This window comes from Kitasatospora sp. NPDC101157, assembly GCF_044768255.1.
In the GTDB taxonomy this organism is placed as follows: Bacteria; Actinomycetota; Actinomycetes; order Streptomycetales; family Streptomycetaceae; genus Kitasatospora.
Genome location: NZ_JBIWPL010000020.1, coordinates 116,412 through 142,880 on the forward strand (window position 1 = coordinate 116,412; position 26,469 = coordinate 142,880).

Sequence of the window (26,469 nt, forward strand, 5' to 3'; positions counted from 1 at the left end):
GCCCCGGCGGGGGGCGCGGGTGGGGCGGGCGGCCCCCCCCCCCCCCCCATCGCCGCAGGTCAGTCCGAGGACGCCTCGGGCTTCGTGTGGAGCACCTCGGGCTTCGTGTGGAGCACCTCGCGCCCCTGCTCGGCGGCTCGCGCGATGGACTCGGAGATGAAGTCGAGGAAGCGGGCGATGTTCTCCAGCCGCACACCGGCCGGGGTCCCCGCGCCGAGGATGCCGACGCCCTGGCGGGTGGTGTCGCCGAGCTGGGCGGTCGCCCGGGCGCTGACCCTCATCGACCGGTACCACATGTCGTCGTCCATGAAGTAGCGCTCGCGGCGGCGTTCGTCGCGCTCCCGGCGCACCATGCCCTGGCTCTCCAGGAACGCGATCGACTTGGAGACGGTCGCCGGGCTGACCTGGAGGCGCTCGACGAGTTCGGCGGCGGTGAGGCTGCCGTCGTCGGTGATGTAGAGGCAGGAGAGCACCCGCGCCATCATCCTGGGCATGCCGGACTGCATCATGACGGTGGTGAGCACCTCCTCGAAGGCGCGCACCGCCTCGGCGTCGCGGCCGTGCGGCTGCGGGGTGGCGTTCGCGCCGTGGGCCGCGGGCTGCCGGCGGCGCTGGGCCCGGTGGCCGGTGGCGCGGTGGGCGAGGTCGGCGCGGTAGGCGGTGGGGCCGCCGTTGCGCATCACCTCGCGGGTGACGGTCGAGGTCGGCCGGTCGAGGCGCCTGGCGATCTCCGCGTAGGCGAGCCCGTCGGCCAGCCCCAGCGCGATCTGCTGGCGTTCCTGCTGGGTGAGTCTGCCGCCCGGCATCGCGGCCTCCTTCGTGCTCCGTGTGGGGTACCTCTACAAGGTAGCGTTCATCGCCAGTCCATTGCAATGGAGGAGATGATCTCCGTTGCATTCCCTGCATGGCGATTGCAATGATTTCACGCATATTACCTGCGAGGATAGTGGTTCCACGCAACGGACCAATTGCTGAATCACTAAACGCAACGTAGCCTTTCCCTCATGAGAAAGCAGTTGGCCGCAGCGGCCGGCTGCCGGAGCAGAGGAAGGGACGACAATGCAGAAGCGCACCGACACCACCCCCGGGATCCCCGCCTGGTCGGGCACGGTCGAGGTCGACGACACCGCCCTGGCCGTCACCGACACCGGCGGCAACGGCACCGCCGTGGTCTATCTGAACGGCTCCTACGCCGACCGCTCGCACTGGCGCCGGGTCATCGCCGACCTCGGCGACGGCTACCGCCACATCACCTACGACGAGCGCGCCCGCGGCAAGTCCGCCCTCGCCTCCGACTACTCCTTCGAGGCCTGCCTGCGCGACCTGGACGCCGTGCTGGACGCCCGCGGCGTGCGGCGGGCGGTCCTGGTCGGCTGGTCGTACGGCGCGATGGTCGCCGTGCACTACGCTGACCGCCACCCCGAGCGGGTGCTGGGCGCGGTCTCCGTGGACGGCGCGATGCCCGTCGAGCCGCTCGACGAGGCCGCCAAGGCCAGGATCCGCGGCCTCTTCGCCCGCCTCAGCCCGCTGTTCCCGGTGTGCCGGCGCCTCGGCCTGGCCGCCCGAATGAGCGCCGTCCAGCACGCCGAGATCAACCTCGAACTGATCGGCCTGTCCGCCCCCGACCTCCTCCTCCCGGTCTTCGACCGGCTCACCGTCCCCGTCCACTACGTCCTCGCCACCGGCGGCAACCTGGGAGCCGACGAGCGGACGATCGAGGGCCTGCGCACCGTCATCACCGGCATCGCCGCCGGGAACCCGAACATCCAGATCGCCGCCAAGGTCCCCAGCAACCACTCCAAGATCCTCCGCAAGGACCACCGGACCGTCGCCGACACCATCCACGCCGTCGCCACCGCCCTTGCTCAGCAGGAGAGTTGAGTGAAACCGCCGGGTGCCCCGGCACCGCCCACCGACCCGCCGGAAGTGTTGCCGGAACCGGGGTTGACCTTGACCCGAGGTCAACCCCGACGCTGGAGGCATGAAGACGAACGCGAACGCCCGACGGTCCACCACCCACCGCGCCCGGACCCGCATGCTGCCGGTCGAGGACACCGCCCTGGCGGTCACCGACACCGGCGGGGACGGCCGCCCCGTGCTCTACCTCAACGGCTCCTACTGCACCCAGAAGGACTGGCGGCGCGTCATCGCCGAACTCGGCGGCGGCTACCGGCACATCACCTTCGACGAACGGGCCCGCGGCAAGTCGCGGAAGTCCGCCGACTACACCTTCGAGGCCTGCCTGCGCGACATCGACGCCGTCCTCGCCGCCACCGGCGCCCGCGACCCGATCATCGTCGGCTGGTCCTACGGCGCGGCCCTCGCCCTGCACTGGTCCACCCGCAACCCCGAGCGACTGGCCGGCGCCGTCATGGTCGACGGCGGCTACCCCTGGGACTACCTCGCCACCGTCGAAGGCGGCCGCGAGGCCGGCAAGGAGCAGATCCGCAAGCTGTTCAAGCGGTTCGCCCCGCTGATGCCGCTGGTCCGCCCGCTCGGCATGGCCGCCCGGATGTCCGCCGCCGAGCACGCCGAGATCAACATCGAGCTCAACGAGATCGTCGCCGAGAGCGGCCCGGTCTTCGACCTCGTCACCTTCCCGATGCGCTTCCTCGTCGCCACCGGCGCCAGTCTCGGCGGCACCGACGAGGGCCTCACCGCGATGCGTGCCACCCTCGACCCGATCCTCGCCCGCAATCCCGACGTCCGGGTCAGCGCCACCGTCCCGAGCAAGCACACCACCGTCGTCCGCAAGGACTTCCGCGCCATCGCCGCCGCCGTCCGGGAGGTTGCCGCCCTCCGGGACGGGCTGGTCAACTGACGCCATGACGGACGGAGTAACGATCAGCCAGGCCGCGGCCTTCGCCGGTGTCACGGTGAAGACCATCCGGCACTACCACAAGAACGGCCTGGTCGAGGAGCCCGCGCGCGACCGCTCCGGCTACCGCCGCTACGGCAGCCCCGAACTGCTGCGGCTGGTCCAGGTGCGCACCCTGGCCGGCGCGGGCGTGCCGCTCGCCGAGATCGCCCCCATCCTCGACGCCGGTCCCGAGGATTTCGCCGCCGCCCTCGTCGATGTCGAGCAGAACCTCACCGCCAGGATCGACGAACTGATCGCCCGACGCGAGACCCTGCGCCAACTCGCCACCGGCGACCGGGTCCTGCTGCCCGCCCGGGCCCGCGCCCTGCTCGACCGGATGCCCGGACTCGGCTTCGACGCGGACGACCTGAGGACGGCCCACGAGGGCCTGGTGCTGGTCCGGGCCCTGATGCCGGAGGGCTTCGACGACTACCTCGCCCAGATCGAGCACGGCCTGGAGGACCCGGGACACGTCGCCGTCATCAAGCTCACCTGGAGCGCCGGGAAGTGGGCCCCGGACGACCCCAGGATCGAGGAACTCGCCGAGGAGGTCGCCGCCCACTTCATCGCCGACCCCTCCCTGCTGCCCACCCTGGGCGGTCTCCGCTCCCGCCAGGACGGCGACACCCGCCACGAACTCCTCACCCACCACGGGGAGGACGAGCGGCCCGGCTGGACCCGCCTCACCGCGCTGATCGAACAGAAGCTGCGCGCCGCGGGCCTCGACGTCCCGTAACCCTCCGGATCCGCTACTCGTCGGCGGTGAGCAACTCACCGACGTGCGCCACGACTTCGGCCGGCGGTACGGACCGGGTCCCGCCGGTGGCCCGGGTGGTGACCTCCGTCGGCCCGGTGCCCTCGGCCGGACGCCGAGTTGCCGGGCGTGCCGCTGCGGTCCGGCGCTGCTCGGGCGTCACCGGCGGCGACCGAGCGTGCCGAGGGCGGCGAGGCCGAAGAGCAGGCCGCCGGTCATGAAGAAGGGCTCGTAGAGCAGGGTCGCGAAGCGGTCCATGGCGTCGAGGTCGGCGGTCGTCCGGGCGCCGGTGGCGAGGGCCAGCCAGTCCGGGACGGACGGCAGGGAGTGCACCAGCAGCACGGCGGTGATGCCCCGGAGGACGTGACCGAGGAGCCTGGCCGGCAGCCGCCCGCCCCACGGCCGGACGATCGCCAGGGCGAGCACGGCGGCGACCGCGCAACCCGGGATGGCCAGGACGTCGATCACCAGCAGCGGGGTGTTGCCGGTGACCGAGAGCCCGTCCGGCAGGCCGGTCCGGCCGCCCAGCAGCCAGTACAGGTGGACGGCGGAGAACGCGGCGGACCAGGTCGAGGGCTGGCGGCTGGGCCTCGCCGTCTGCCGAGACACCGGCATCCCCGAGCACGCCGCCCGGACGGCCGCCCTCGGCATCGACGGCTACGTGGCCGGCGTCGTCCACGCCGACCACGAGGCCGGGGTCCACGGCGAACGCGCCCGCCGGGTCGCCGCCGAGCACGGTGTCTGGGTCGCCACGGCCGCCTTCGCGGGCCCCACCGGCGGCGGCTTCCGCCGCACCTCCGGCCGCTCGGGCATCTGGTCCGCCGACGGAACCCTGCTCGCCGAAGCGGGCACCGCCCCCGACGAGTTCGCCCGCGCGGTCCTCCGCAAGGGCTGACCGCGAAGGCACCTCCTCCGGGAGCGCCGGTGCCGGGCGGCCGTCAGCTGACGGCGAGCCGGTCCACCAGCAGTTGCACCCTCTGGTCGACGTACTCCGGGGGGAGCCGCCCGGCCCGGGTCAGGGTGGCCAGTCCGTGCAGGGCCGCCCAGAACGTCTCGGTGAACACTCCCGGGTGGACACCGTCGCCGGCGACCTCGCCGAGGCTCTCCAGCAGGGCGGCGAAGGCATCCTTCAGGGGTTCCGGGGTGTCCTCCTGCGCGAAGGCGAGGCCGCCGTCGAGCTGGAACAGGGCGTCGTAGACCGCCGGGTTGCGGGCGGCGAAGTCGAGATAGCTCCGGGCGAGGGCGGTGACCCGGGCGCGCGGGCCGTCCGCGGCGGAGGTCGCGGCCCGCAGCGCCGCGGCCATCTCGGTGGCGCCTTCGAGGGCGACCGCGCCGATGATCTCGCGCTTGCCCCGGAAGTGGCTGTAGAGGACGGGTTGGCTGTACTCGATGCGCTCGGCGAGGCGGCGGGTGGTGACCGCGTCCCAGCCCTGCTGCTCGGCGAGTTCACGGGCCGTGGCCACGATGAGGCGTTCGCGCTCGGCCCGTTCGCGCTGCTTGCGTTCTTGTACCGACATGCATCGACTCTAGCACCGCTAGACAAGAGAGCGGCAGCAGGTCTAGTGTTGCTTCATCAGCTAGCAACGCTAGATGCCAGGAGGGAACGTCATGCTCAACACACTTGAGGTCTTCACCACCGTGGTCGTCGGCGTGATGGTGGGGGTGGAGTTCTCCGTCGCCTTCGTCATGAACCCGATCTTCAACGCACTCCCCGACGACAGCACCCAGCTCGCCAACGCCCACGGGGGCCGGATGCTCGGCGCCCTGATGCCGTTCTGGTACATCGGCTCGCTCGTCCTGAGCGCGATCTGGGCCGTTTCCGGATGGCATCGCCACGGCGCCGGGCTGGTGGTCACCGCCGCCGTGCTGCTGATCGTCAGCGTGATCATGTCGGTCCTGCTGCTCGTCCCGATCAACAACCGGAACAAGACGTGGACCCCCGAGAACCGGCCCGCCGACTGGAAGGAGCAGCTGAACCGCTGGAACCGCTTCCACTACGTCCGCGTCGCGGTCATCATCGCCGCTTTCACCCTGCTGGTCGCCGCCCTCGTCTGAGCGCCGGGGACGCTCGCCCGACCACCGGGGACGCTCGCCCGACCACCGGGGAACCCGCCCGACCACCGGGGGCCCGTCCGACCACCGGGAAAAAGGGACCGCGCAGGAAGTCGGACCGGCGACTTCCTGCGCCTCGTTGTTCCGACGTCCTGAGCGGGGCCCGGGGATCACTGCTTGGGGAAGGCGGTGGCGACGGCCTTGGTGCGGGTGAGGACCGCGACGGGGACGAGGGCGAGGGCGGAGAGTCCCTGGAGGACGGCGTACCAGGCCGGGCAGATGCCGGGGATCAGGTCGACGGCGATGACCGCGATCGGCATCACGGTGGAGAGGGTCCGGATGCGGTCGAAGGCCTTGTAGGAGCCCTCGGCGGCGCGGCCGGCCAGGCGGAGGAGCACCGGGGCGAGGGCGGGGAAGATGACGCCGCGGATCCACATGAACGGAGTGGTGGCGTGGCCGGTGGAGGCCATGACCACGACGGTCGCGAGGGTGATCAGGCCGATGGCACCGAAGAGCGCGACGCACTTCTTCGCAGTCGCAAAGACCTCGTGGGTCCGGGAGTTGCCGAGGTTCGCAGTCGCGGTGATCGCCATGGTTCTGTCCTCCGTGTCGTGGTGAGAACGAATCTACGGAGGCGGCGAGCGGCCCGACACCGGTCTGGCCCCACACCTGGGGTGGGGCCAGACCCACCCCCTGACGTCCGCTGCCGCTGTCCAGGCAGAGCCGCCCCACACGCCGGTGCAGGTGTCCGGCGAGGGCGAGCCGCCGACGTGGACGGTGGCCGTCCAGGAGGCGGGCTCGGTGGAGCCGTCGGCGGCGGCCTTCCTACCGAAGTTGTGGGCTGGTGATGAGTGCAGGGCGAACCGCACAGAACTGGTGAATCGACCGACGGCGGCCTCTTGCGGGTAGCAAGAGGCCGCCGGAACGATTCGCTTGGAACACGCGGAGGCCCTCGCACCGATCAGGGCGAGGGCCTCGCGGGCGTCCGACTGCCGGGGGGTCAGCCTCCGGACGGGTTCCGGTTTCCACCTCCGAAGCCACCGCCGCCGAAGCCGCCGGTGGCAGCCCCCTCGACGAGCTGGCTGGCGTTGAACCCGCCACTGGCATCGGGCGTCCCGACGACGGTCACGCTCTGCCCGGGCTGGAGGTCGGTGACCTTGCCCTCCTTGTTCAGCTGGACCTTGGTCGAGTCCGCCGTCGTCACCTTGACGGTGTTGCCGTTGGTGTCGGTCAGATAGACCGTGTTCCCGTCGACGGCCTTGACCGTGCCGCGCGTGAAGCCTCCCTGCCCCTGCCCCTGCCCCTGTCCCTGTCCCTGACCGCTTCGGCGCCCGGCGCCCTGGCCGTACCCGCCGCCCGCGGAAGCGGCAGCAGCCGCTCGGGGGGAGGAGGACTTGCCGCTCGAAGCGCCGTTCCCCTGCTGGTACCGGACCCCGCCCGCGAACGCCCCGGTGGCGATCACGCCGCCCGCCAGGACCAGCGTCAGCCACGGCAGCTTCCGCCTCGGCGGAGCAGCCAGCTCCGCGCTCACGTCCCGCGCGTCCGGCGGCGTGGAGAGCAGCGCAACCTGTTCGTCGTGATTCATCGAGGAAGGGCTCCTACTCGTGCCGGAGGGCGTCGATCGGCCGCAGCGAGGCGGCCCGGTTGGCGGGGTAGCTGCCGAAGAACAGTCCGATCGCGACGGCGATGCCGAACGCGCCGAGCACCGACTCGGGGATCACCACCGGCTTGATGCCGACGATGCTGAAGTGCGAGCCGACGATCCCGGCCGCCACGCCCAACCCCGCGCCGATCACCGACAGCAGCGTCGACTCGGTCAGGAACTGCCCCAGGATCACGGCCCGGGGGGCGCCCAGCGCCTTGCGGATGCCGATCTCCCGGGTCCGCTCCGTGACCGTCACCAGCATGATGTTGGTGATCCCGATCCCGCCGACCAGCAGCGAGATGGCCGCGACGGCGCCGAGCAGCACGGTGAAGGTCTTCGTCGTGCTCTCCCTCGCCGTGAGCAGCGAGGCCTGGTTGGTGATCCGGAAGTCGGCCTTCGTGGGATCGGCGATCGCGTGGGTGCCGAGCAGCACCCGGGTGATCTCCGACTGTGCCGCCGTCGTGGTGTCGGCGGACGACGCCTGCACCAGGATCTGGTTGACCGCCCCGAAGCCCGTGAAGGCGTTCTGCACGGTCGGCAGCGGTGCGATCACCACATCGTCCGGATCGGTGAACCCGCTGCCGCCCTTGGCCTGCAGCACACCCACCACCGTGAACGGCGTCCCGCCGAGGACGATCTTCTTCCCGACCGGGTCCTCGGTGTCGAACAGCTGCTTGGCCGTCGTGGCGCCGAGCACCGCGACCTTGCGCGAACCGAGCACGTCGTCGTTGGTGAAGTACTCGCCGTGCGCGACCTTCTGGTTGGCGGTCTCGAAGTACGCCGGGTACGTTCCCACGACCGAGCCCGGGCTGTACGAGACGTTCCCGTACAGCGCCGTCGCGCTGGTGGTCACCACCGGCGCAACGGACTTGATCGCCGAGGAGCCGGGGTCCGCGTCGCTCGCCAGCGCCTTGGCGTCGGCGACGGTCAGCTTCTTCACCGAGGACACCGAGCGCGAGCCGCCGGCCGCCGAACCTGAGCTGACCGTCAGCGAGTTGGTACCGAGCGAGGTGATCGAGTCCTTCACCGCCTGCGACGAGCCGTTGCCCACCGCGAGCAGCAGGATCACCGAGGCCACACCGATCAGCACCCCCAGCATGGTGAGCGCCGACCGCACCTTGTTGGCCGCGAGCCCACCGGCCGCGAAGCGGAGCGTCTGCCAGAGGATCATGCCGGAACCCCCAGGAGTGCGGGCGGCAGCCCGTCCGCGGCCGCCTGCCGGACGTCGCTGACGATCTGCCCGTCGACCAGCCGCAGCACCCGCTTGGCGTGCTGGGCGACCTCGTCCTCGTGGGTGATCAGCACGACGGTGCGGCCGGTGGCGTTGAGCCCGTCGATCAGGCCCAGCACCTCCTCCGTGGAGCGGCTGTCCAGGTTGCCGGTGGGTTCGTCGGCGAGCAGCATGGCGGGCGCCGTGACCAGCGCCCTGGCCACCGCGACGCGCTGCTGCTGGCCGCCGGAGAGCTCGTTGGGCTTGTGCCCGGCCCGCTCACCCAGCCCCACCAGCGACAGCGCGGCCATCGCCCGCCGCCGGCGCTCGGCGGCCCGGACGCCCGCGTAGGCGAGCGGCAGCTCGACCTGGGCGAGGGCGGTGGTGCGCGGGACCAGGTTGAAGGACTGGAAGACGAAGCCGATCTTGCGGTTGCGGACGAGGGCGAGCTGCTGTTCGTCCAGGTGGCCGACGTCGGTGCCGTCCAGCAGGTAGCGGCCGGAGGTGGGGACGTCGAGGCAGCCGAGGATGTTCATCAGGGTGGACTTGCCGGAGCCCGAACTGCCCATCACGGCAACGTAGTCGCCCTGCTCGATGTCCAGGTCGACGCCGGCCGGCTCGTCCGTCCCGGGCCGGGACGGGCCGCGCAGGGCGTGCACGGTGGCGTCGCCGTGCCCGTACGACTTGGTGAGCCGGCGGATCCGGATCACCGGTACGGGCGTCGCGGGGACGCGGTTGTCGATGACGTGCTGCATGCTCAGCCCTTACCGCCCCGGCCGCCGCCACCGCCGCCGCCACCACCGCCCGGGATGCCGACCGCGCCGCCGTTGCCGCCCCGGCCGCCGGCGCCGCCGCCGAAGCCCGGGAAGGAGCCGTTCGGGAAGCCGTTGTTGCCGCTGGTGGTGGGAAGTTCGACCTTGTCGCCCTCCTTGAGCCCGGAAACCACCTGCACGGTGCTGTCGCCCTCGACGCCCACGCCGACGTCCACCCGCTCGGTGGCGCCGCTCGCCTGCACCACCGTCGCGGTCCGCGAGGCGCCGGTGCCGGACAGGGCCGAGGTCGGCAGCGAGAGCGCGTCGTCCGCCTCGCCGGTGATCACCTGGACGGTGGCGCTGAGGCCGGTGCGCAGGGTGCTGGTGTCGCCGGTGAGCTGCAGGGTGGCCGCGTACTGCACGGCGGAGGAGCCGGCCGCGCCGCTCCCGCTGCTCGACGGCAGCGAACTGACGGACAGGACGGTCGCGTTGAGCTTGGTGTCGGACTGGGCGTTCAGCGTGACGGTCGCCGCCTCGCCCTTCTTCAGCTTGAGCGAGTCCAGCTCGGAGAAGTTCGCGGTGACCTGCATCCCGGTCGGGTTGGTCAGCACGATGAAGCCGCTGGGCGAGCCCGAACCGGCGCTCGTGCCGGTGGACTTGGCGGCGGAGGAGGAACCGGAGCCCGAGGCCGGGGAGCCCACGGTGTCGCCGACCTTCGCCGAGATGGAGGCGACGGTGCCGTCCACCGAGGCGGTGAGCGTCGTACCGGCCAGCGCGGCCTGCGCGTTGGCGAGGTTGGTCTGCGCGGTGGCGACCTGCTGCTGGGCCTGGGCGACGGCCGCGTCGTCCACCTTGGTGGTGGTGACGGTGGTGGTCTGCGGGGCGGGCGTACTGCTCCCGCCCGCCCCGCGACCGCCGCCGCTGCCGGCCTGCGGGGCTGTGGTGGCCCCGGGCAGCGGCTCGGTGGTGGTCGTGGTGACACCGGCCTCCGCCTTGGTGAGGTTGGCGTTCGCCGTGGTGAGGGCCGACCGGGCGGCGTCGACCTGCTGCTGGGCCGCCGTGGTGTCGACGGTCGCCAGGACCTGGCCCTTCTTGACGGCGTCCCCGACCGCCACCTTGACGGCGGTGAGCCGCCCGCCGGTGGTGAAGTCCTGGGCGGCGTCGGTCGGCGAGACCAGGGTGCCGGTTCCGGACACGGTGGCCAGGACCGTCCCCTTGGCGACGGTCGCGGTACGGGTGACCGGCTTGGCGGCCGCCGTACCGCCGCTGCCGTTGACGGTGGCGTACACCAGGGCCGCACCGCCCAGGAGGGCCACGCCGAGCGCGGAGTTGACGAGGACGGCACCTCGCCGCCGTGGGAGCACCTTCATGGCGCACAGCTTCGCCGGGCGCTCTTGCGCTGCCCTGGGCGGCGGCTGGGAGAAGGCTGACCGACCGGATCCGGGCATTCCCTCCGAATCGCCCGCCCCGGACGGGCAGCTTGGCCCGGCCGTGGGCCGTCGTTGGCAGAACTCCCAGCCCCCTCCCAGCGATCCCCAGCGATCCGGCAGGGCTTCCTCAGGGATCCCACATCCACGAACGCGGGGGCGCCCGGAACGCCGCAGGGGCGCACCCCGAGGAGCGCGCCCCTGCGAACCGGGAACCGGAAAACCCGGAAACGGGAACCGGAAACCGGGTGCCGGAAACGGGGTGCCCGAACCGGGCGACCTACCGCCGGCGGCCTCCGACCGCCGCTCTGCGGCCGATCAGCCGTCGATCTCCTTGCGGAAGGCCTCCGCCACCGACAGGAAGATCGTGTTGCCCTCGGCCTCGCCGATCGACACCCGCACGCCCTCCGGGAACGGCCGGACGATCACCCCGGCCGCGGCGCAGGCCGCGGCGAAGTCCGCCGAGCGCTCGCCGAGCCCGAGCCAGACGAAGTTGGCCTGCGAGTCCGGGATGTCCCAGCCCTGGGCGCGCAGCCCGGCGACGACCCGGTTGCGCTCCTCGACCAGCGCCTCGACCCGGACCAGCAGCGCCTCCTCCGAGCGCAGCGAGGCGACGGCGGCGTCCTGGGCGAGCTGGCTGACGCCGAACGGCACGGCGGTCTTGCGCAGGGCGGCCGCCACCGGCTCGTGGGCGATCGCGAAGCCGACCCGCAGGCCGGCCAGGCCGTACGCCTTGGAGAAGGTGCGCAGCACGCAGACGTTCGGGCGGTCGCGGTAGAGGTCGATGCCGTTGGGCACCTCGGGGTCGCGGATGAACTCGATGTAGGCCTCGTCGACGACCACCAGGACGTCGCCGGGGACGGCGTCGAGGAAGCGCTCCAGCTCGGCGCGGTGGACGACGTTGCCGGTGGGGTTGTTGGGGTTGCAGACGAAGATCAGCCGGGTGTTCGGGGTGACGGCGGCGAGCATCGCGTCCAGGTCGTGGTCGCCGTTGGCCTTGAGCGGGACCGGGACGGGCGTGGCACCGGCGATCTGGGTGATGATCGGGTAGGCCTCGAAGGAGCGCCAGGCGAAGATCACCTCTTCCCCGGGGCCGGCCGTGGCGAGCACCAGCGACTGGGCGACGCCGACGGAGCCGGTGCCGAGGGCGATGTGCTCGGTGGGGACGCCGAAGCGCTCGGCCAGGACGGCGGTCAGCTCGCTGACGCCCATGTCGGGGTAGCGGTTGAACGAGCCGGCCGCCGCGACCGCCGCCTCCAGGACGCCGGGCAGCGGGTTGTTCGGGTTCTCGTTCGAGGACAGCTTGTAGGCGTCGGCGCCGGCCGGCTTGCCGGGCTTGTAGGTGGGGATGCCGTCCAGACTCGGGCGCAGGCGCGGGCCCTGCGCTGAGGTACCACTGCTCACGGTCGTACTCCTTCGTGTTCTCTGCCGGTCCGCCCGCCCTGGCACGGTCGGGATCGCCGCCGTACCCCGGGACCCGGCTCCGCCCCCGGGATCTCGGGACGCGCCTGCCGGACCACCCCGGTCGGGTGCCTTGCACGATACCGACCACCCTCACCCGTAGGAGTGAGATGCCCGGACGGGTTACAGGCGCAGATCAGCCATTCTGCCCGGTTCCTTTGGCACATGTCAGAGGTAAGACGCCTGGTTTCAGGAGGGGATCGAAGGGGCGCACCCCGGCTCACTCTTGGAGAAACGTATCTCCGAAGGCTCCCGATGCGCCGGTCACAGACCCTTGTCAGGAGCCATACGATCGGTCCGCCATGACAGCAGCAGCCAACCAGAGCGGTCGGCGACCCACCACCTCACGGCGTCTGGAGCGGGCCGGCATCCGGGATGTGGCAGCAGCCGCCGGAGTGTCGATCACCACCGTCTCCGATGCGCTGAACGGAAAGGGCCGCCTGCCCGACGAGACCCGCAGCCGGGTGCGCGAGGTCGCCGAGCGCCTCGGCTACCGCCCCTCCGCGGCGGCCCGCACCCTGCGCACCGGACGGTCCGGCCTGATCGGGCTGACCGTCACGACCTACGGCGAAGAGCCCTTCACCTTCACCGAGTTCGCGTACTTCGCCGAGATGGCCCGGGCCGCCACCAGCGCCGCCCTGGGCCGGGGCTACGCGCTGGTGGTGCTGCCCGCCTCCTCCCGCCACGACGTCTGGGGCAACATCGCCCTGGACGGCACCGTGGTGATCGACCCGCCCGACCAGGACCCGCTGGTCAGCGAGCTGTACCGGTCCGGCGTGCCGGTGGTCAGCGACGGCAAGCCCGGCAACTGCCCGGTCACCGCCTGGGTCGACAACGACCACGAGGCGGCCGTGCTCGGCATCCTCGACCACCTCTCCGAGGCCGGCGCCCGCCGGATCGGCCTGCTCACCGGCACCAGCACCGACACCTACACCCGTCTCTCCACCGAGGCCTACCTCGGCTGGTGCGCCAAGGTCGGCCAGGAGCCGGTGTACGAGGCCTACCCGGCGCACGATCCGGCGGCCGGCGCGGTCGCCGCCGACCGGCTGCTCGCCCGCCCCGACCGGCCGGACGCCGTCTACGGCCTGTTCGACCCCAACGGCACCGACCTGCTGGCCGCCGCCCGCCGCTACGGCCTGCGGGTGCCGGACGACCTGCTGCTGGTCTGCTGCAGCGAGAGCGACGTCTACGCGGCCACCGAGCCGCCGATCACCACACTCTCGCTCAAGCCGCGCAAGATCGGCACGACCGTGGTCAACCTGCTCATCGACGCCATCGAGGGCGTCGACTCCGGGACGGGCGTGGACATCGCCCGGCTCTTCCCGCCGCGCTTCCGCACCGCCGGCAACGGCCCGCCGCCGGGCACCCTGATGCCGACCGAGCTGATCGTCCGCGCCTCCTCCCAGCGGCGGAGCCCGCGCACCACCGTCAGCCCGCCCCGCCCGCCGGGCGAGGTGTAGACCTCGCGCGCACCGGCCGTCGGCCGCCGGGAGACCGACGACCGTCGGGCCGACGACCGCGGGACGACCGCAGGACACCGACGACCGGCGAGCGGTCGCCGAGAGGTCGCCGACAGGTCGGCGAGACCCTACCGAGCCGGGACAAAACGGACCTTGCGCCGCCGCCCGGCTGACGCTCCGGAGGATTGGATACCCACCAGGTGACGACGCCGGGAGAGTGGTCTTCCTATGATGGGCGAATGACACCCGAGGACCGCTTCCCCGGACCTGAGCACCCCCACTCAGGCCCCCGCCACCAGCCGGACCTCGATGTGCTGCCGTACGGCACCTACTACGAACCCGAGCCCGCCGCGGGCTACCAGGACAGCGCACCGTACGAAGCGGAGACCTACAGCGGTTACGGCGGCGCACGCTACCTGGAGCAGCACTGGCCCGCCGACGGCCAGGGCCACGGGCACACCGTGCACGCCCAGGGGATCGGCACCGACCAGGGGCCGGTCGATCTCGCGGCGGCCTTCTCGCACCAGGGCCAGGGCGATTACGAGGGCGGCTACGAGGCCGCCGGGTACGAGGGCGGCTACGACACCCCGGAGCACGCCGGCCACGACGTCCACACGGGGCACGACGTCCGCTCCGGCCACGAGGTTCACTCCGGCCACGACGTCCAGGACCACCCCGGCTACGAGCCCACCCTGCCCGACCAGCCCTCCCCGGCCCTCCAGCTCGCCGACCGCGACGACCCGCCGACCATCGAGCTCGGCCCGCCGCTGCCCGACCCCGCCGCCCCGACCTACCCGTATCCGGCCCCCGGCCCCGGCGAGCCGCCCGGCCCGGTGTACGTGGTCGGCGACGTGCACGGCTACCTCGACGAGCTGCGCGCCGAACTGCACCACCAGGGCCTGATCGACGCCGACGGCCACTGGTCGGCCGGCCGCGCCCGGATCTGGTTCCTCGGCGACTTCACCGACCGCGGCCCGGACGGCATCGGCGTCATCGACCTGGTCATGCAGCTCGCCGCCGAGGCGGCCGCAGCCGGCGGCTACTGCCGCGCCCTGATGGGCAATCACGAACTGCTCTTCCTCGGCGCCCACAAGTACGGCGACGAGCCCGTCCAGTCCACCGCCGGCACCGCCTCCTTCCTCGCCGCCTGGCGGCTCAACGGCGGCCAGCAGAACGACCTGGACCGCCTGGAGGCCCACCACATCAGCTGGCTGTCCCGGCTGCCCGCCATCGGGCTGGAGGACGGGCACCTGCTGCTGCACTCCGACACCACCGCGTACCTGGAGTACGGCGAGTCCATCCCCGACGTCAACGACGCGGTGCACAGCCTGCTCGCCGACGGCGGCGTGGACGAGTGGTGGGACTGCTTCCGCCGCTTCACCAAGCGCTTCGCCTTCCGCGGCGACGCCGGCCCGATGGCCGTCCACGAGCTGCTCGACACCTACGGCGGCTCCCGGATCGTGCACGGGCACAGCCCGATCCCGTACCTCACCGGCGCGGTGCACGCGGACGACGGACAGCCGCCGCACATCCCGGGGCCCTACGTGTACGCGGACGACCTGGCGGTGGCGATGGACGGCGGGGTCACCATGGAGGGCCGACTGCTGGTCGCCCGGCTGCCGATCTGACGACAGGTCAACAGCCGGGCTCCACTGGAACAGTTGTTCCCGGCGCCCGGGCCCCCGCACGCGCGCCGTCCGGGGCGCGAAATTCCGGAAACCGACTGTCAGCACGGCCGCGCCCGCCCCTACCATGAGGCACACCACACCCGGCCGCCCGTCCGGCGGCCCGCCTCCGCGCCCGTCCCGGCGTTCCGAGGGTGTCCCGCGTCCCCGGCGCGGCCCCGCGCCCTCGCTGCCGGCCGGGGTCCGCATGAACGGGGTCCCCATGACCAACCCCCCGCCGCTGCACGCCGAGGACCGCCCGGAGTACGAGCGCCTCCTCGGTGAAGCCCTGCGCGACCGCACCGTTCTCACCGCCCTGCGCGCCCCCGGCGCGCTCACCGCCGACCAGCTGCGCGTCCTCGCCCTGCGGGACGCCGACGCCGTCAACACCGCGGCCGCCACCGAGTACGCCCACTACACCGCGCTGCGCGAGAGCCTGCGCGCCACACCCGCGCCGCCGGTCGACGTCGAACCGTACGCCCCCGGGCTGCTCAGCCAGCTGCGCTCCACCAACGGCGGCGCCGGGCTGTTCCCCGTCCTCACCGTGCTCACCCCGATCCTCGCCTGGTCCGCCGGGCTGGTCCTGCTGCTGGTCGGCTACCTGCTGCGTGCCGTCGACTCCGGCCTCCTGCTCGGCCGCTCGATGGTCACCGCAGGCTGGGTCGCGCTCGCCGCCGGGGTGGCCGCGATGGCCGTCGGCGTCGTCGGGCTGCTGCTCACCGCCATACGCGACGGCGCCGCCGCCGTCCCGGCCGGCACCGACCCCGAGCTCGCCGCCGAACTCGCCACCGCCCGGGCCGAATGGCGCACCGCCCTGCGCGAGCGCGGCCTGCTGCCGTACCTCCACACCCGCCTGCCGGCCGTCCCCGGCCGTCCCGCCCCCGGCTTCGCCGGCCCCGGGTACAGCCCGCCCGCCTTCACCAGCCCCGGCACCGGCGGCCTCACCGACACCGACGGCCACACCCCCCGCCCCGCCGCCTTCACCACACCCGACTTCACCGGGCCGGGCTACACCCCGCCCGACTTCACCGGGCCGGACGACGTCCGCTGACGCCGACCGCTGACGCCGACCGGGGCCGGCTGAGCGGCGGACACCGCCGGCACCCGAACCGACCGGGACGACCAGCGCGGGCAGGTCCAGCGGGAGCCGGGTCGCAGGTCGTACCGGAGTGCTCCGGCCCGCTCAGAACCCGGTCGGCTGCCGGGGTGTGTACGGCGCCTCCAGGGCCGCGCGCTCCTGTCCGGTCAGGTGGACGTCGAGCGCGGCCGCCGCGTCGTCCAGGTGCTCCGGCCGGGTGGCACCGACGATCGGCGCGGTGACCACCGGGTTGCCCAGCACCCAGGCCAGCGCGACCCGCGCCATCGGCACCCCACGGGCGCCGGCGACCGCCGCCACCGCGTCCACGATCGGCCGGTCGACGTCCGCGAAGAACCGCCCCGCCACCGGGTCCCCCGCCGAGCGCGCCGTCGACTCGCCGTACGGGCGGGCCAGCCGCCCCGAGGCGAGCGGGCACCACACCAGGCTCCCCGCCCCCTGGTCGGCGAGCAGCGGGAACATCTCCCGCTCCTCCTCCCGCTGCACCAGGCTGTACTGGTGCTGCATCGACACGAAGGCCGGGCCGCCGTTCCGGGCCGCGGCGTGCTGCAGCTTCGCGAACCGCCAGGCCCACATCGAGGAGGCGCCGACGTACCGGACCTTCCCCGCGGCGACGACCTCGGCCAGCGCCGCCACGGTCTCCTCCACCGGAGTCGCGGGATCGAAGCGGTGCAGCTGGAACAGGTCGATGTGGTCGGTGCCGAGACGGGCCAGCGAGCCGTCGACCTGCTCCAGGATCGCCCGTCGGGACAGCCCCGAACCGCCCGGGCCGTCGTTGCCCGGCCCCCGCCAGGCTCCGGGCCATCTCCTGACAGACCGACCGCCCCCTCCGGACCCGGCCCTACGAACCCCCGGCACCAGCGGCCACATCCGCCGTGGCCCGGACGAACTCCCGCACCCGCTCCGTGCTGTTGGCCGGAAGCCAGATCGGCCCCCGCTCGATCGGCCGGGCGTCGTGGATGGGGACGTAGGCGAGGTCCGGGCGGGGGTAGTACTGGCGGCAGAGTTCGCCGACGGGCAGGACGCCACGGCCCATGGCGACCAGGCTGAGCATCTCGGAGAAGGTGGCGCCGGACGGGCCCTTGGTGACGGGACGGCCCGAGGGGGTGCGGTCGGGGGTGCGGTCCCGCTTGAAGCCGACCGAGGTGACCGCCGGGTACTGCACCACCGGGTGGTCCGCGAGCACCTCCAGTGACACCGAGGCCTCCGAGGCCAGCGGATGCCCGGCCGGGACGGCCAGTTCGCGCCGCTCGGTGAGCAGGACCGGGCCGAGCGCCATGCCGTCGAAGGGGTAGGAGGCGACCAGGATGTCGATCGAGCCGTCCTCCAGGCTGGAGCGGGAGTTGGAGAGGTGCGCCTCCCGCACGTCCACCCGGCAGTCGGGGTGCCGCTCCCCGAACAACGCGACCGCCCTGAGCAGCACCGGGGCCGTCCACTCCCCGAGGAACGCGACCCGCAGCTCGCCGGTCACCCCCCGGCCGGCGTCCACCGCCCGGCGCAGCGCCTGCTCCATCGCGGCCACCACCGGGGTGAGGTCCTCGGCCAGCTGCCGTCCGACCGGAGTGAGCCGCACGGACCGGCTGGTGCGGTCGAACAGCGGTGCGCCGACCCGGCGTTCCAGCTTTCCGACGACCTGGCTGACCCGGCCGGTGGTGAGGCGCAGCCGCTCGGCGGTCCGGCCGAAGTGCAGCTCCTCGGCGAGCGCGAGGAAGATCTCCGTCTCCAGCCGCTCCAGCATGCCGCCCCCGTCCTGCCGTCACGCGCCCGGCACCGTTTAATCCAGCTCAATGATCGTACGGCGATCCGGCATTGATGATCGCTTCCGTCCGGAGGATCGTGGAGCCCGTCCCCAGCGGAACCCACACCACCGGAGCGGATCACCATGCGCGTCGTCGCCCTCGACCACCTGGTCCTCAACGTCGCCGACATCGAGCGGTCCCTGGCCTTCTACACCGGTCTGTTGGGCCTGGAGCCGGTCCGGGTCGACGAGTGGCGGGCCGGCAAGGTCTCCTTCCCGTCCGTCCGGGTCACCCCGGACACGATCATCGACCTGTTCGACCGCCCCCGGCACGAGTCCAACGTCGACCACATCTGCCTCACCGTGGAGCCCCTCGACTGGCAGGAGGTCGTCGACTCCGGCGTCTTCACCGTCCTCGACGGTCCCGGCCCCCGCTACGGCGCCCGCGGCACCGGCACCTCCCTCTACGTCCAGGACCCGGACGGCAACACCGTCGAACTCCGCTGGTACTCCCAGGACGCCGGCGAGGCCACGGAATGACCACCGGCGGAGCACACGGTGACCGCCACCCGTCGACCGGACCGTCGGGGAGGGTTCACCGGCGGGCCCGGTGACCGGCCTGCCGGTCCAGTCTTTGGCGCGCCCGCCTGGCCGCAGTGAGCTGGCGCACGAGCTGGTGGAGCGAGATGACACCGGTGAGCGGCGGCAGGCCGGAGACGACGACGGCGGACACCGTCCAGGGGACGTCGGCGACGCACAGTCCGGCGGCGAGGCCGGAGAAGAGCACGACCACCACCCAGGAGTGGAACGGCTGACGCCCGTGCTGGACGGCGCGCAGGACCGACAGACAACCCGCGAGCCACGGTCCGTAGACGACCACCGGCCACACCTGTGACAGTCCGCGCGGCACCCGCGAGAAAGCCAGTTCCTGGAGGGGCCCGTAGGAGAACACCAGGCCCAGCGCGCATGCCGCGGTCACCGTCAGCGCCGTCAGCGCGCCGCAGGCGGAGCTGACCAGGCGGGGCCAGGCCGGGCCGGGAAAGGGAGGGCGTCGGCGATGCCGGGAAGTCGTCGGGCCCACCGGGCTCACCGGGCCGACCGGTCCGCCCGTCCCACGAGTCCCGGACGGCTCCACCGGGGATCGCGGAGGCGGCACGAACGCCGTCTCGTTCTCCCATCCTGCGGCCGACGCGACGACGGGGCTGAACGCCTGTGCGTCATCGGGCACGGCGCCGAGGCCGTAGGTGAAGCCGTCGTCGTACCAGTCGCCCGCGGAGCGGGCCGCCTCGCGGCCCCGGTCCCCGGGAGCGGCCCAACCCTCGTGGTTCGCCTCGCCGTAGCCGCGGGCCCCGTACGCGCCGAGGAGGTCGGTCATCCGGTCGTACACGGCAGGCTCCCCATGCGGTCGTCCGGCTGCGGATCGGTCCGGCGGTCCGTCCGGCCCGGCGCGGAGCAGCTCGATGGCACCGGCGGCGTCACGATTCCTCCGGGAAGAGCAGGGCGCCGATCCGGGCCGCGAAGTCGCTCTCCAGCTGGCCGATCTTCCGCACGAGGTCGGCCAGCGGGCGCGAGGTGTGCGACAGGACGACACGCTCGCCGTTGCGCGACAGGTAGCCGGTGGACACGTCGCCCACGGCGTTGCGGCGGTCGGGGACGAACAGCCATGTCCCGAGCGGGGCGATCGGCTCCCGCACCGGAGGCGACGGGGCGTAGGGCAGGCATGGTGAAGTCACGGGTACATCAACGAGGAGCGGCGGGCGCGGTTTTACGACGTACGGGCGTCCTTCCATATTCGATATCGGAGATGCTCTGCAAAATTACCCAGGGCGAAGACCCGGGGGGTGAATATTTTCCCGCCACCCGCGGAGCCCACGTGAAGTGGCGGCCCAAAGGGGCGGAGCACGGGTAATCCTATACTCACCACTGGTGCTGCTCGCCAAAAATCCCCAGTAAAACCATTACAAGAGAAACGTTTCTCCTTTTCGCTCGATGCTATGTTTCCGACTTGCCCTCGGCATATTCATAGGCTTGCGCCGGGTCGAACGGACCACTGGGAGGCTTCTTGCTGTCCTGGAAGGAATACCTGGAAGCGGTAAGCTTGCATCGCCAAGGATGGTCGATAATCAGGATCGCCCGGCACCTCGGGCGCGATCGGAAAACCGTGAGGTCCTACCTCCGGGGAGAGCGGATCCCTGGCCTCAGAATTCCCCCTCGGGACGGATTCCTCCAGTTCCTGCCGTACTGCCGCCAGCGCCTGGTGGAGGACCCGCACCTGGCTGCCACCGTCCTCTTCGACGAGGTCGTCGAGCTCGGTTACGAGGGCGGCTACTCGACCTTCACCGGGGCCCTGCGCAGGCACCAGGCCAGGCCACGCTGCCGGCAGTGCCACAACCTGGCCGTGGCCGCGAGCGGGCCTTCCGCTCCCGTGCCGGCCGAAGGGACCGTCGAGTTCGACTGGCTGCGGCTCCCCGATCCGCCGCCGTCCTGGGGTTACGGCCACCGGGCAGGGCTGCTGGTGGGCTCGCTCCCCGGCCCCGGCCCCGGCCCCGGCGCGGGCGCGGGCGCGGGCGCGGGTGGCCGCATCGGCCGCTGGGCGGTGGCGCTGGCGGAGGACCAGGAGCTGCCCCACCTCGTCGAAGCCGTCGACACCGTGCTGAGACGACTCGGTGGCACCGCCGAATGCTGGCGGTTCGGCCGGACACCGACCGTGTGGTGCTCGCGAACCGACCGGGTGACGCCGGAGTTCCGGCAGGTGGCCGAGCACTACGGCGTGCGCGTCGAGTGCCGGCTGTCGACCGACCAACGCTCCTCCACCCGCCGGACCCTGGACGAGGCCATCCGCTCGTGGTGGCGCGGGCTGCCGGACGGCACCAGCCTTCGGAACGCCTGGGACGGTCTGGACCGGTGCGCCGCACGCCTGGACGCCCGGTGGGGAAGCACCGGCACCCCAGCACTTCGGAAGCTGCCCACGCCCTACCCGGTCCGTGTGCGTGCCCGCCGCACCGTCACCGCCCAGGGCCTGGTGCCCTTCCGCGGCAACTTCTACGCCCTGCCCGAGCACCTGGTCGACGCGCCGGTGGAAGTCCGCCGACGCCTCGACCAGTCCCACCTGTCCATCGCCACCCCCGCCGGCGCCGTGATCGCCCGCTGCCCGCTCGCTCCGGCGGAGGCCGGGCTGACGGTCGTCGAACACAGCAGAGCCATCACCGTGCTGGAGCGCCACCCGGCGCCGGTGCCCGCCGACGCCCCGCTCTGCCGGCGGAACACGCCGCGCCCACCGTCCCCCCGGGCCCTGGCCGAAGCCGACGCGCTGCGCGCCCGGTTCGCCCTCCAGCCCACCCACCGGCCCGACGGGGAAGGCGCGACGCCACGGGTGCCCGCCCCACGGGCCCGCCCGGCCGACGGCACCGGGAGCTGATCGGCCGGGGCGGTGGCTCGGGAGCCGGTCCCGGCTCCCGAGTCACCGCCGCCTGCGAGGCCGGTCGGCGGCGGGAGGTGGACCCGGTTGCCCTGGGCGGGCGATCTTCATCGAGCGGAACCTGAGCAGAGCCGCCATGCGCCGAACAGCCGTCAAGGGCAGATCAACCGAACGGTCGGGAAGTAGCTGCGGTAGCGCGTGGCATCCCGAGTGAGCAGGCGGTAGTTCCGGACAGCCGCGTGCGCGCCTATGTAGAAGTCCGGAAGCGGAGCGGTTTTCCGACCTCCACGCTTGCGGTACTGCAGGAAGGCCTTGCCGGCCAGGAACCCGGCCTCGTACGGAAGCGGCTCTCGGGCGAAGGCCTCAGCGGGGAGGACCGCGTCGAGTTCCTCGATCGCCGCATAGGCCACTGAGACCTCGGCGTAGACGATCGGGTTGATCACCACCTGTCCCTCGTCCTGGGCCTTGGCGAGCTCGACTTCGGACCAGTCGGCCCAAGTGGGGTCGTTCGTCATGAGGTCCAGCAGCACGCACGAGTCGACCAGGGTCACCGGCTGAGTCCGCTCATGTTCCACCAGCCTCAACCGGCTACTCGCCACGCAACAGCTCCATGATCTCGTCGGTCGACATGCCGCCCGCGGCGGTTCCTCTCATCCGCCGCGCCAGTCGCTGGCCCCGAGTGCCCGTCCCGGTCCGGCGCACTATCCGCAGAACGCCGTCCTCCTCGATCACGTCCACCTCGTCCCCGGGGCGGAGACCGCACTTCTGCCGAAGTTCTGCAGGGATGGTGACCTGACCTTTGCTGTTGAGTCGCACCTCAGGCTCCTTGGTATCCCGTATTACCCCTACTACGTAATACTACCCAGGTGTTCTGCGTCAGTCGGCCGGCGGGAGGTGGACCCGGTTGCCCTGGGCGGCGAACCCGGCGGACTTCTCGCCCGTGCCCGCCAGGGCCTCGGCGTCGAAGTCGCTGGTCACCGCCGTGGAGCCGTCGCCGTGCTCGTCGCGGACCCTCTGGGGGATCTTCATCGATGACGACTTCAGCCCGGAACCGGCACATTCACCGAGCCAGGGTGACTGTCGGGACAGCGGTCACCAGCGGACCGGGCCGTCGCCGTCGAAGAAGCCGCCGGTCGGCCCGTCCGGCCCGAGGGTGGCCAGGCCTACGGCAATCGCCGCGCCTTCGGCTGCAGTGCGGGTGATGGTGTGCCCGAAGGGGAGGTCCTTCGTGAAGTCGGTGGCGCAGGCACCCGGGGCTGCGGCGTTGACGAGGATTCCCTCCGGCCGGAGCTCTCTGGCGTACTGCACGGTCAGCATGTTGAGTGCGGCCTTGCTGGCGGGGTAGGCGGCCATCGGTGGCAGACCGGACATGTAGTGGCCGGGGTCCGTTTGGTTGCCGAGAGAGCCGACTCCGCTGGACACGTTGACGATCCTGGCGGAGGTGGACCGCCGGAGCAGTGGCAGCATCGCGTTCGTCACGGCCAGCACCCCGAAGACGTTGGTCCCGAAGACCGCACGCATCGTCTCCATCGTTGCTCTGCTGGGAAGTTGTGCATCGGCATCGCCGGCGATCCCGGCGTTGTTGACCAGGACGTCAAGCCGACCGAACCAGGCGTCGGTCTGCAGGGCGGCCTCATGGACGGTCGCCTGGTCGGTGACGTCCAGGGCCAAGGACCTGACGTCGGAGCCGGTTTCGCGCAGACGGTCGGCTGCGTCCGCGGCCTGCTGCGGATCCCGCGCGGTCACCAGCACGGTCATGCCGCGCTCGGCGAGTTGGCGGGCGATGGCGTGGCCGATGCCTCGGTTGGCTCCGGTCACCAGGGCAATCGCGTTCTCGTTGGGCATGGGCCCAGCTCACCATTCGCAACCGCCATCAGGCCAAGACCGTTTCGGTCGCGACCGATACCGTGCCGGTATGAGCCGACTGGAGACCCGCGAACTGGCGTACTTCCTGGCGGTCGCCGAGGAACTCCACTTCGGCAGGGCAGCCCAACGCCTCGGCATGGCTCAGCCGCCGCTCTCCCGCGCGATCCGACAGCTTGAGCGGCGCATCGGTGTCCTGCTGCTGCTGCGCGAGAACCGCCGAGTGACGCTCACGGAGGCCGGCCGGGTGCTCGCCGCGGAGGCGGCCGTGGTCCTGGAAGCAGCGAGTGCGGCGGTCCGACGCACCCAGCGGGCGGGCCAGAGGGATTCGCGGCTGGTGGTCGCCATGAAACCCGGCGGCGACGGTGACCTGCTGCCTGCCGTCCTTGCCGCCTATCCCGCCGAGCCGGGAGCCGCCGAAGTCGAGGTCGTGCTGTGCGACGTGGCCGAACGATCACGCCTCCTGCGGGACGGCACTGCCGACATCGCGTTCCTGCACAGCCCGTACGAGGACTTCACCGGCCTCGACACCGAGCCTCTGCTCACCGAGCAAGCCGTGGTCGTCCTGCCGCGAACGCACCGGCTGGCCGAGCACCCACACCTGCGGCTCGCAGACCTGGCGGGCGAACCAACGGCCCGTTGGCAGGGCCGACCGGGGCAGGACGGATCGGGGCCCGAAGTGCGCGACTCCGCCCAGCTGATGCAACTCATCGCCATCGGGCGGGCGGTGGCCGTCGTACCCGAGTCGGTCCGCACCCAGCTCCGTAGCGACCTGGCCTGCGTACCGGTACTCGACGCGGCCCCGGTCACTCTGGTGCTCGCGTGGCCGGACCACTCCCGCTCCCCGGCCCTGGCTTCATTCGTCCGAACCGCCGCGTCCATCGCAGCTCGACGCCGCCCCCACAGCGGAGCGCTGCCCCAGGGCGTCCCGTCGCCACCCGGGACAGCGCTCGCCGAACCGTGAGGGTCAGTCCGCCATCGGCAGGTAGACCTTGTTCCCCTGGGCCTTGAACTCCTCGGACATGGCCTTCATGCCCTCGACCGCTTCCTCGTCGTACTCCGGCGAAGCCTTCCCCTGGCCGAACTGCTCGTTGATGCTTTTGCTGATCTTCATCGAGCAGAACTTCGGGCCGCACATCGAGCAGAAGTGGGCCGTCTTGGCGGGTTCGGCGGGGAGGGTCTCGTCGTGGAAGTCGCGGGCGGTCTCCGGGTCGAGGGCCAGGTTGAACTGGTCCTCCCAGCGGAACTCGAAGCGGGCGTCGGAGAGGGCGTCGTCCCAGGCCTGGGCGCCGGGGTGGCCCTTGGCGAGGTCGGCGGCGTGGGCGGCGATCTTGTAGGTGATCACGCCGGTCTTGACGTCGTCCCGGTTGGGCAGGCCCAGGTGCTCCTTGGGCGTGACGTAGCAGAGCATCGCGGTGCCCCACCAGGCGATCATCGCGGCGCCGATGCCCGAGGTGATGTGGTCGTAGCCGGGGGCGACGTCGGTGGTGAGGGGACCGAGGGTGTAGAACGGCGCCTCGTCGCAGATCTCCTTCTGGAGATCCATGTTCTCCTTGATCTTGTTCATCGGGACGTGGCCCGGGCCCTCGATCATCACCTGGACGTCGCGCTCCCGGGCGATCCGGCCGAGCTCGCCGAGGGTCTGCAGTTCGGCGAACTGCGCCTCGTCGTTGGCGTCGGCGATGGAGCCGGGGCGCAGGCCGTCACCGAGCGAGAAGGTGACGTCGTAGGAGGCCAGGATGTCGCAGAGTTCCTCGAAGTTGGTGTAGAGGAAGTTCTCCTGGTGGTGGGCCAGGCACCACGCGGCCATGATGGAGCCGCCGCGCGAGACGATGCCGGTCTTGCGGCGCGCGGTGAGCGGGACGTACCGCAGCAGCACTCCGGCGTGGACGGTCATGTAGTCGACGCCCTGCTCGCACTGCTCGATGACGGTGTCCCGGTAGACCTCCCAGCTCAGCTCCTCGGCCTTGCCGTCGACCTTCTCCAGGGCCTGGTAGAGCGGCACGGTGCCGATCGGCACGGGGGAGTTGCGCAGGATCCACTCGCGGGTGGTGTGGATGTTGCGGCCGGTGGAGAGGTCCATGACGGTGTCGGCGCCCCAGCGGGTGGCCCAGGTCATCTTCTCCACCTCCTCCTCGATCGAGGAGGTGACCGCGGAGTTGCCGATGTTGGCGTTGATCTTCACCAGGAAGTTGGTGCCGATGACGGCCGGTTCCACCTCGGGGTGGTTCACGTTGACCGGGATGACGGCCCGGCCGCGGGCCACCTCCGCGCGCACGAACTCCGGCTCCAGGCCCTCGCGCAGCGCCACGAACTCCATCTCCGGCGTCACCACGCCCCGCTTGGCGTAGGCGAGTTGGGTGACGGCGGCGCCACCGCGGCCGCGCAGCGGGCGGCGCGGACGACCGGGGAAGACGGCGTCCAGGTTGCGCAGGTTGCCCCCGCGCGGCGAGGTGTGCTTGATCCCGTCGTCCTCGGGGCGCGCCTCGCGGCCGTCGTACTCCTCGACGTCGCCGCGCTGGCGGATCCAGGCGTCGCGCAGGGCGGGCAGGCCGCGCCGCACGTCGGGCTCGTAGGCGGGGTCGGTGTACGGGCCGGAGGTGTCGTACAGCGGGACGGTCCGGCCGTTGGTGAGCTGCACCTCGCGGTACGGCACCCGCAGGTCCGGGCGGGATCCGTCGCGGTAGGCCTTGCGCCAGGCCGGGGTGGGATAGCCGGTGCGCTCGCTGCTGGGGGCGCTCCGGGCAGACTGCGGCTGTGCTTCGAACGTGGTCATCTGACCTCTACTCCCTACGCCGGCATTACCCGGTCAGGTTCCTGCGGTCGACGCAGCCGTCGGTCCGTCCGTCGACGTTCCGGTCAGCGCCCTCTCAGCCCGGTGCTCCGAGCTCCCGCGTCGCAGGCGGTGTTGCCTGCACATGACGCCCAACACGGTAGCGAGCCGATCGCCGCAGGTCCAGACGGTCCCCGAACGGAACCGGCCAAGGAACCGAGCGAGGCACCGGCCGCGGCACCGCCCGGGGACCTGCCCCGCGAAGCCGGCCAGGGCGGTGCAAAGGCCGAGGCCCG

Annotated in this window: 29 protein-coding genes, 1 pseudogene and 1 riboswitch; of the genes and pseudogenes, 12 read left to right on the forward strand and 18 right to left on the reverse strand. The window is 72.1% G+C overall.

Annotated elements, in window-relative coordinates:
* Positions 1 to 59: 59 nt before the first annotated feature.
* Entirely contained in the window at positions 60 to 806 is a 747-nt protein-coding gene (locus ACIRVF_RS31105) for a helix-turn-helix domain-containing protein (protein ID WP_402825146.1), read from the reverse strand.
* 253 nt (positions 807 to 1,059) lie between these two features.
* On the opposite strand from ACIRVF_RS31105, the gene ACIRVF_RS31110 reads away from it, so the two are divergent.
* The 3 genes from ACIRVF_RS31110 (at position 1,060) to ACIRVF_RS31120 (ending at position 3,596) form a co-directional block, all read left to right on the forward strand.
* Positions 1,060 to 1,881 (forward strand): alpha/beta fold hydrolase, encoded by an 822-nt coding sequence (locus tag ACIRVF_RS31110; RefSeq protein WP_402825149.1) that lies wholly within the window; start codon positions 1,060 to 1,062, stop codon positions 1,879 to 1,881.
* Positions 1,882 to 1,981: 100 nt separating this feature from the next.
* Positions 1,982 to 2,821, forward strand: coding sequence for an alpha/beta fold hydrolase (locus ACIRVF_RS31115; RefSeq protein ID WP_402825152.1), 840 nt, complete (start codon positions 1,982 to 1,984; stop codon positions 2,819 to 2,821).
* A gap of 4 nt (positions 2,822 to 2,825) precedes the next feature.
* On the forward strand, positions 2,826 to 3,596 hold the full coding sequence (locus ACIRVF_RS31120; protein WP_402825155.1) for a MerR family transcriptional regulator: 771 nt from the start codon (positions 2,826 to 2,828) through the stop codon (positions 3,594 to 3,596).
* Between the two features lie 177 nt (positions 3,597 to 3,773).
* Here ACIRVF_RS31120 and ACIRVF_RS31125 read toward each other — a convergent pair whose 3' ends face one another.
* The gene (locus tag ACIRVF_RS31125; protein WP_402825274.1) at positions 3,774 to 4,154 is read right to left on the reverse strand and encodes a DUF3995 domain-containing protein; all 381 of its coding nucleotides are present in this window, start codon (positions 4,152 to 4,154) and stop codon (positions 3,774 to 3,776) included.
* On the opposite strand from ACIRVF_RS31125, the gene ACIRVF_RS31130 reads away from it, so the two are divergent.
* Positions 4,102 to 4,509, forward strand: coding sequence for a nitrilase-related carbon-nitrogen hydrolase (locus ACIRVF_RS31130; RefSeq protein WP_402825158.1), 408 nt, complete (start codon positions 4,102 to 4,104; stop codon positions 4,507 to 4,509). The two genes, ACIRVF_RS31125 and ACIRVF_RS31130, sit on opposite strands and share 53 nt — an antisense overlap.
* A gap of 43 nt (positions 4,510 to 4,552) precedes the next feature.
* Here ACIRVF_RS31130 and ACIRVF_RS31135 read toward each other — a convergent pair whose 3' ends face one another.
* Positions 4,553 to 5,131, reverse strand: coding sequence for a TetR/AcrR family transcriptional regulator (locus ACIRVF_RS31135; RefSeq protein ID WP_402825161.1), 579 nt, complete (start codon positions 5,129 to 5,131; stop codon positions 4,553 to 4,555).
* A gap of 91 nt (positions 5,132 to 5,222) precedes the next feature.
* Between ACIRVF_RS31135 and ACIRVF_RS31140 the strand changes: the two genes are divergently transcribed.
* Entirely contained in the window at positions 5,223 to 5,669 is a 447-nt protein-coding gene (locus ACIRVF_RS31140) for an anthrone oxygenase family protein (RefSeq protein ID WP_402825164.1), read from the forward strand.
* Positions 5,670 to 5,836: 167 nt separating this feature from the next.
* Here ACIRVF_RS31140 and ACIRVF_RS31145 read toward each other — a convergent pair whose 3' ends face one another.
* The 6 genes from ACIRVF_RS31145 to hisC all read right to left on the reverse strand — a co-directional run bounded on the left by ACIRVF_RS31145 (position 5,837) and on the right by hisC (position 12,104).
* A complete protein-coding gene (locus tag ACIRVF_RS31145; RefSeq protein ID WP_402825167.1) occupies positions 5,837 to 6,259 on the reverse strand; it encodes a hypothetical protein in 423 nt (140 codons plus the stop codon).
* 407 nt (positions 6,260 to 6,666) lie between these two features.
* Complete coding sequence (locus tag ACIRVF_RS31150; RefSeq protein WP_402825170.1) at positions 6,667 to 7,251, reverse strand: hypothetical protein; 585 nt, start codon at positions 7,249 to 7,251, stop codon at positions 6,667 to 6,669.
* Between the two features lie 13 nt (positions 7,252 to 7,264).
* Positions 7,265 to 8,482 (reverse strand): ABC transporter permease, encoded by a 1,218-nt coding sequence (locus ACIRVF_RS31155; RefSeq protein ID WP_402825173.1) that lies wholly within the window; start codon positions 8,480 to 8,482, stop codon positions 7,265 to 7,267.
* A complete protein-coding gene (locus ACIRVF_RS31160; protein ID WP_402825176.1) occupies positions 8,479 to 9,276 on the reverse strand; it encodes an ABC transporter ATP-binding protein in 798 nt (265 codons plus the stop codon). The genes ACIRVF_RS31155 and ACIRVF_RS31160 overlap by 4 nt, the downstream gene beginning before the upstream one ends.
* Positions 9,277 to 9,278: 2 nt before the next feature.
* The gene (locus ACIRVF_RS31165) at positions 9,279 to 10,643 is read right to left on the reverse strand and encodes an efflux RND transporter periplasmic adaptor subunit (protein ID WP_402825179.1); all 1,365 of its coding nucleotides are present in this window, start codon (positions 10,641 to 10,643) and stop codon (positions 9,279 to 9,281) included.
* A gap of 375 nt (positions 10,644 to 11,018) precedes the next feature.
* On the reverse strand, positions 11,019 to 12,104 hold the full coding sequence (gene hisC / locus ACIRVF_RS31170; RefSeq protein WP_402825182.1) for a histidinol-phosphate transaminase: 1,086 nt from the start codon (positions 12,102 to 12,104) through the stop codon (positions 11,019 to 11,021).
* 359 nt (positions 12,105 to 12,463) lie between these two features.
* On the opposite strand from hisC, the gene ACIRVF_RS31175 reads away from it, so the two are divergent.
* The 3 genes from ACIRVF_RS31175 (at position 12,464) to ACIRVF_RS31185 (ending at position 16,336) form a co-directional block, all read left to right on the forward strand.
* Positions 12,464 to 13,621: a LacI family DNA-binding transcriptional regulator gene (locus ACIRVF_RS31175; protein ID WP_270145572.1), complete on the forward strand. Its 1,158-nt coding sequence runs from the start codon at positions 12,464 to 12,466 to the stop codon at positions 13,619 to 13,621.
* 239 nt (positions 13,622 to 13,860) lie between these two features.
* The gene (locus tag ACIRVF_RS31180) at positions 13,861 to 15,249 is read left to right on the forward strand and encodes a metallophosphoesterase (RefSeq protein WP_402825187.1); all 1,389 of its coding nucleotides are present in this window, start codon (positions 13,861 to 13,863) and stop codon (positions 15,247 to 15,249) included.
* Between the two features lie 259 nt (positions 15,250 to 15,508).
* Positions 15,509 to 16,336, forward strand: a complete 828-nt coding sequence (locus ACIRVF_RS31185; protein WP_402825190.1) for a hypothetical protein — start codon at positions 15,509 to 15,511, stop codon at positions 16,334 to 16,336.
* A 132-nt stretch (positions 16,337 to 16,468) separates the two neighbouring features.
* Here ACIRVF_RS31185 and ACIRVF_RS31190 read toward each other — a convergent pair whose 3' ends face one another.
* Both ACIRVF_RS31190 and ACIRVF_RS31195 read right to left on the reverse strand, forming a co-directional pair.
* Positions 16,469 to 17,239 (reverse strand): aldo/keto reductase, encoded by a 771-nt coding sequence (locus ACIRVF_RS31190; protein WP_402825193.1) that lies wholly within the window; start codon positions 17,237 to 17,239, stop codon positions 16,469 to 16,471.
* Positions 17,223 to 18,119: a LysR family transcriptional regulator gene (locus ACIRVF_RS31195; RefSeq protein WP_402825196.1), complete on the reverse strand. Its 897-nt coding sequence runs from the start codon at positions 18,117 to 18,119 to the stop codon at positions 17,223 to 17,225. The genes ACIRVF_RS31190 and ACIRVF_RS31195 overlap by 17 nt, the downstream gene beginning before the upstream one ends.
* Before the next feature lie 144 nt (positions 18,120 to 18,263).
* Here ACIRVF_RS31195 and ACIRVF_RS31200 point away from each other — a divergent pair, with 144 nt between their 5' ends.
* Positions 18,264 to 18,659 carry a VOC family protein gene (locus ACIRVF_RS31200; RefSeq protein ID WP_402825199.1) on the forward strand — a complete coding sequence of 132 codons (396 nt, stop codon included), beginning with the start codon at positions 18,264 to 18,266 and terminating at the stop codon, positions 18,657 to 18,659.
* Positions 18,660 to 18,714: 55 nt separating this feature from the next.
* On the opposite strand, the gene ACIRVF_RS31205 is transcribed toward ACIRVF_RS31200, so the two are convergent.
* Together ACIRVF_RS31205 and ACIRVF_RS31210 are read right to left on the reverse strand one after the other, a co-directional pair.
* Positions 18,715 to 19,506 (reverse strand): hypothetical protein, encoded by a 792-nt coding sequence (locus ACIRVF_RS31205; protein ID WP_402825202.1) that lies wholly within the window; start codon positions 19,504 to 19,506, stop codon positions 18,715 to 18,717.
* An 88-nt stretch (positions 19,507 to 19,594) separates the two neighbouring features.
* Positions 19,595 to 19,852, reverse strand: a complete 258-nt coding sequence (locus tag ACIRVF_RS31210; protein ID WP_380413606.1) for a hypothetical protein — start codon at positions 19,850 to 19,852, stop codon at positions 19,595 to 19,597.
* Between the two features lie 365 nt (positions 19,853 to 20,217).
* Between ACIRVF_RS31210 and ACIRVF_RS31215 the strand changes: the two are divergent.
* Together ACIRVF_RS31215 and ACIRVF_RS31220 are read left to right on the forward strand one after the other, a co-directional pair.
* A pseudogene (locus ACIRVF_RS31215) lies at positions 20,218 to 20,286 on the forward strand (transcriptional regulator); the annotation flags it as partial.
* Between the two features lie 90 nt (positions 20,287 to 20,376).
* Positions 20,377 to 21,537, forward strand: coding sequence for a Mu transposase domain-containing protein (locus tag ACIRVF_RS31220; RefSeq protein ID WP_402825277.1), 1,161 nt, complete (start codon positions 20,377 to 20,379; stop codon positions 21,535 to 21,537).
* A 152-nt stretch (positions 21,538 to 21,689) separates the two neighbouring features.
* Here ACIRVF_RS31220 and ACIRVF_RS31225 read toward each other — a convergent pair whose 3' ends face one another.
* The 4 genes from ACIRVF_RS31225 to ACIRVF_RS31240 all read right to left on the reverse strand — a co-directional run bounded on the left by ACIRVF_RS31225 (position 21,690) and on the right by ACIRVF_RS31240 (position 23,382).
* Positions 21,690 to 22,088, reverse strand: a complete 399-nt coding sequence (locus ACIRVF_RS31225; protein WP_402825205.1) for a type II toxin-antitoxin system VapC family toxin — start codon at positions 22,086 to 22,088, stop codon at positions 21,690 to 21,692.
* Between the two features lie 37 nt (positions 22,089 to 22,125).
* Positions 22,126 to 22,353: an AbrB/MazE/SpoVT family DNA-binding domain-containing protein gene (locus ACIRVF_RS31230; protein WP_402825208.1), complete on the reverse strand. Its 228-nt coding sequence runs from the start codon at positions 22,351 to 22,353 to the stop codon at positions 22,126 to 22,128.
* 60 nt (positions 22,354 to 22,413) lie between these two features.
* Positions 22,414 to 22,566: a thiamine biosynthesis protein ThiC gene (locus ACIRVF_RS31235; RefSeq protein WP_402825211.1), complete on the reverse strand. Its 153-nt coding sequence runs from the start codon at positions 22,564 to 22,566 to the stop codon at positions 22,414 to 22,416.
* Positions 22,567 to 22,629: 63 nt separating this feature from the next.
* Positions 22,630 to 23,382 carry an SDR family oxidoreductase gene (locus ACIRVF_RS31240; protein ID WP_402825214.1) on the reverse strand — a complete coding sequence of 251 codons (753 nt, stop codon included), beginning with the start codon at positions 23,380 to 23,382 and terminating at the stop codon, positions 22,630 to 22,632.
* Between the two features lie 70 nt (positions 23,383 to 23,452).
* Between ACIRVF_RS31240 and ACIRVF_RS31245 the strand changes: the two genes are divergently transcribed.
* Positions 23,453 to 24,364, forward strand: coding sequence for a LysR family transcriptional regulator (locus ACIRVF_RS31245; protein WP_402825217.1), 912 nt, complete (start codon positions 23,453 to 23,455; stop codon positions 24,362 to 24,364).
* A 3-nt stretch (positions 24,365 to 24,367) separates the two neighbouring features.
* Here the strand turns inward: ACIRVF_RS31245 and thiC are convergent, their stop codons facing one another.
* Positions 24,368 to 26,176 (reverse strand): phosphomethylpyrimidine synthase ThiC, encoded by a 1,809-nt coding sequence (thiC, locus tag ACIRVF_RS31250; protein ID WP_402825220.1) that lies wholly within the window; start codon positions 26,174 to 26,176, stop codon positions 24,368 to 24,370.
* Positions 26,171 to 26,305: riboswitch (TPP riboswitch) on the reverse strand. Its footprint overlaps the gene before it by 6 nt.
* Between the last annotated feature and the right edge of the window lie 164 nt (positions 26,306 to 26,469).

Bases quoted from the DNA above. Each gene is read 5' to 3' on its own strand.
- ACIRVF_RS31200 (WP_402825199.1), top strand. From the start codon at position 18,264: ATGCGCGTCGTCGCCCTCGACCACCTGGTCCTCAACGTCGCCGACATC.
- ACIRVF_RS31195 (WP_402825196.1), bottom strand. From the start codon at position 18,119: ATGCTGGAGCGGCTGGAGACGGAGATCTTCCTCGCGCTCGCCGAGGAG.
- ACIRVF_RS31240 (WP_402825214.1), bottom strand. From the start codon at position 23,382: ATGCCCAACGAGAACGCGATTGCCCTGGTGACCGGAGCCAACCGAGGC.
- thiC (WP_402825220.1), bottom strand. From the start codon at position 26,176: ATGACCACGTTCGAAGCACAGCCGCAGTCTGCCCGGAGCGCCCCCAGC.
- ACIRVF_RS31235 (WP_402825211.1), bottom strand. From the start codon at position 22,566: ATGAAGATCCCCCAGAGGGTCCGCGACGAGCACGGCGACGGCTCCACG.
- ACIRVF_RS31160 (WP_402825176.1), bottom strand. From the start codon at position 9,276: ATGCAGCACGTCATCGACAACCGCGTCCCCGCGACGCCCGTACCGGTG.
- ACIRVF_RS31150 (WP_402825170.1), bottom strand. From the start codon at position 7,251: ATGAATCACGACGAACAGGTTGCGCTGCTCTCCACGCCGCCGGACGCG.
- ACIRVF_RS31135 (WP_402825161.1), bottom strand. From the start codon at position 5,131: ATGTCGGTACAAGAACGCAAGCAGCGCGAACGGGCCGAGCGCGAACGC.
- ACIRVF_RS31165 (WP_402825179.1), bottom strand. From the start codon at position 10,643: ATGAAGGTGCTCCCACGGCGGCGAGGTGCCGTCCTCGTCAACTCCGCG.
- ACIRVF_RS31145 (WP_402825167.1), bottom strand. From the start codon at position 6,259: ATGGCGATCACCGCGACTGCGAACCTCGGCAACTCCCGGACCCACGAG.
- ACIRVF_RS31105 (WP_402825146.1), bottom strand. From the start codon at position 806: ATGCCGGGCGGCAGACTCACCCAGCAGGAACGCCAGCAGATCGCGCTG.
- ACIRVF_RS31155 (WP_402825173.1), bottom strand. From the start codon at position 8,482: ATGATCCTCTGGCAGACGCTCCGCTTCGCGGCCGGTGGGCTCGCGGCC.
- ACIRVF_RS31120 (WP_402825155.1), top strand. From the start codon at position 2,826: ATGACGGACGGAGTAACGATCAGCCAGGCCGCGGCCTTCGCCGGTGTC.
- ACIRVF_RS31185 (WP_402825190.1), top strand. From the start codon at position 15,509: ATGACCAACCCCCCGCCGCTGCACGCCGAGGACCGCCCGGAGTACGAG.
- ACIRVF_RS31140 (WP_402825164.1), top strand. From the start codon at position 5,223: ATGCTCAACACACTTGAGGTCTTCACCACCGTGGTCGTCGGCGTGATG.
- ACIRVF_RS31115 (WP_402825152.1), top strand. From the start codon at position 1,982: ATGAAGACGAACGCGAACGCCCGACGGTCCACCACCCACCGCGCCCGG.
- ACIRVF_RS31175 (WP_270145572.1), top strand. From the start codon at position 12,464: ATGACAGCAGCAGCCAACCAGAGCGGTCGGCGACCCACCACCTCACGG.
- ACIRVF_RS31110 (WP_402825149.1), top strand. From the start codon at position 1,060: ATGCAGAAGCGCACCGACACCACCCCCGGGATCCCCGCCTGGTCGGGC.
- ACIRVF_RS31245 (WP_402825217.1), top strand. From the start codon at position 23,453: ATGAGCCGACTGGAGACCCGCGAACTGGCGTACTTCCTGGCGGTCGCC.
- ACIRVF_RS31180 (WP_402825187.1), top strand. From the start codon at position 13,861: ATGACACCCGAGGACCGCTTCCCCGGACCTGAGCACCCCCACTCAGGC.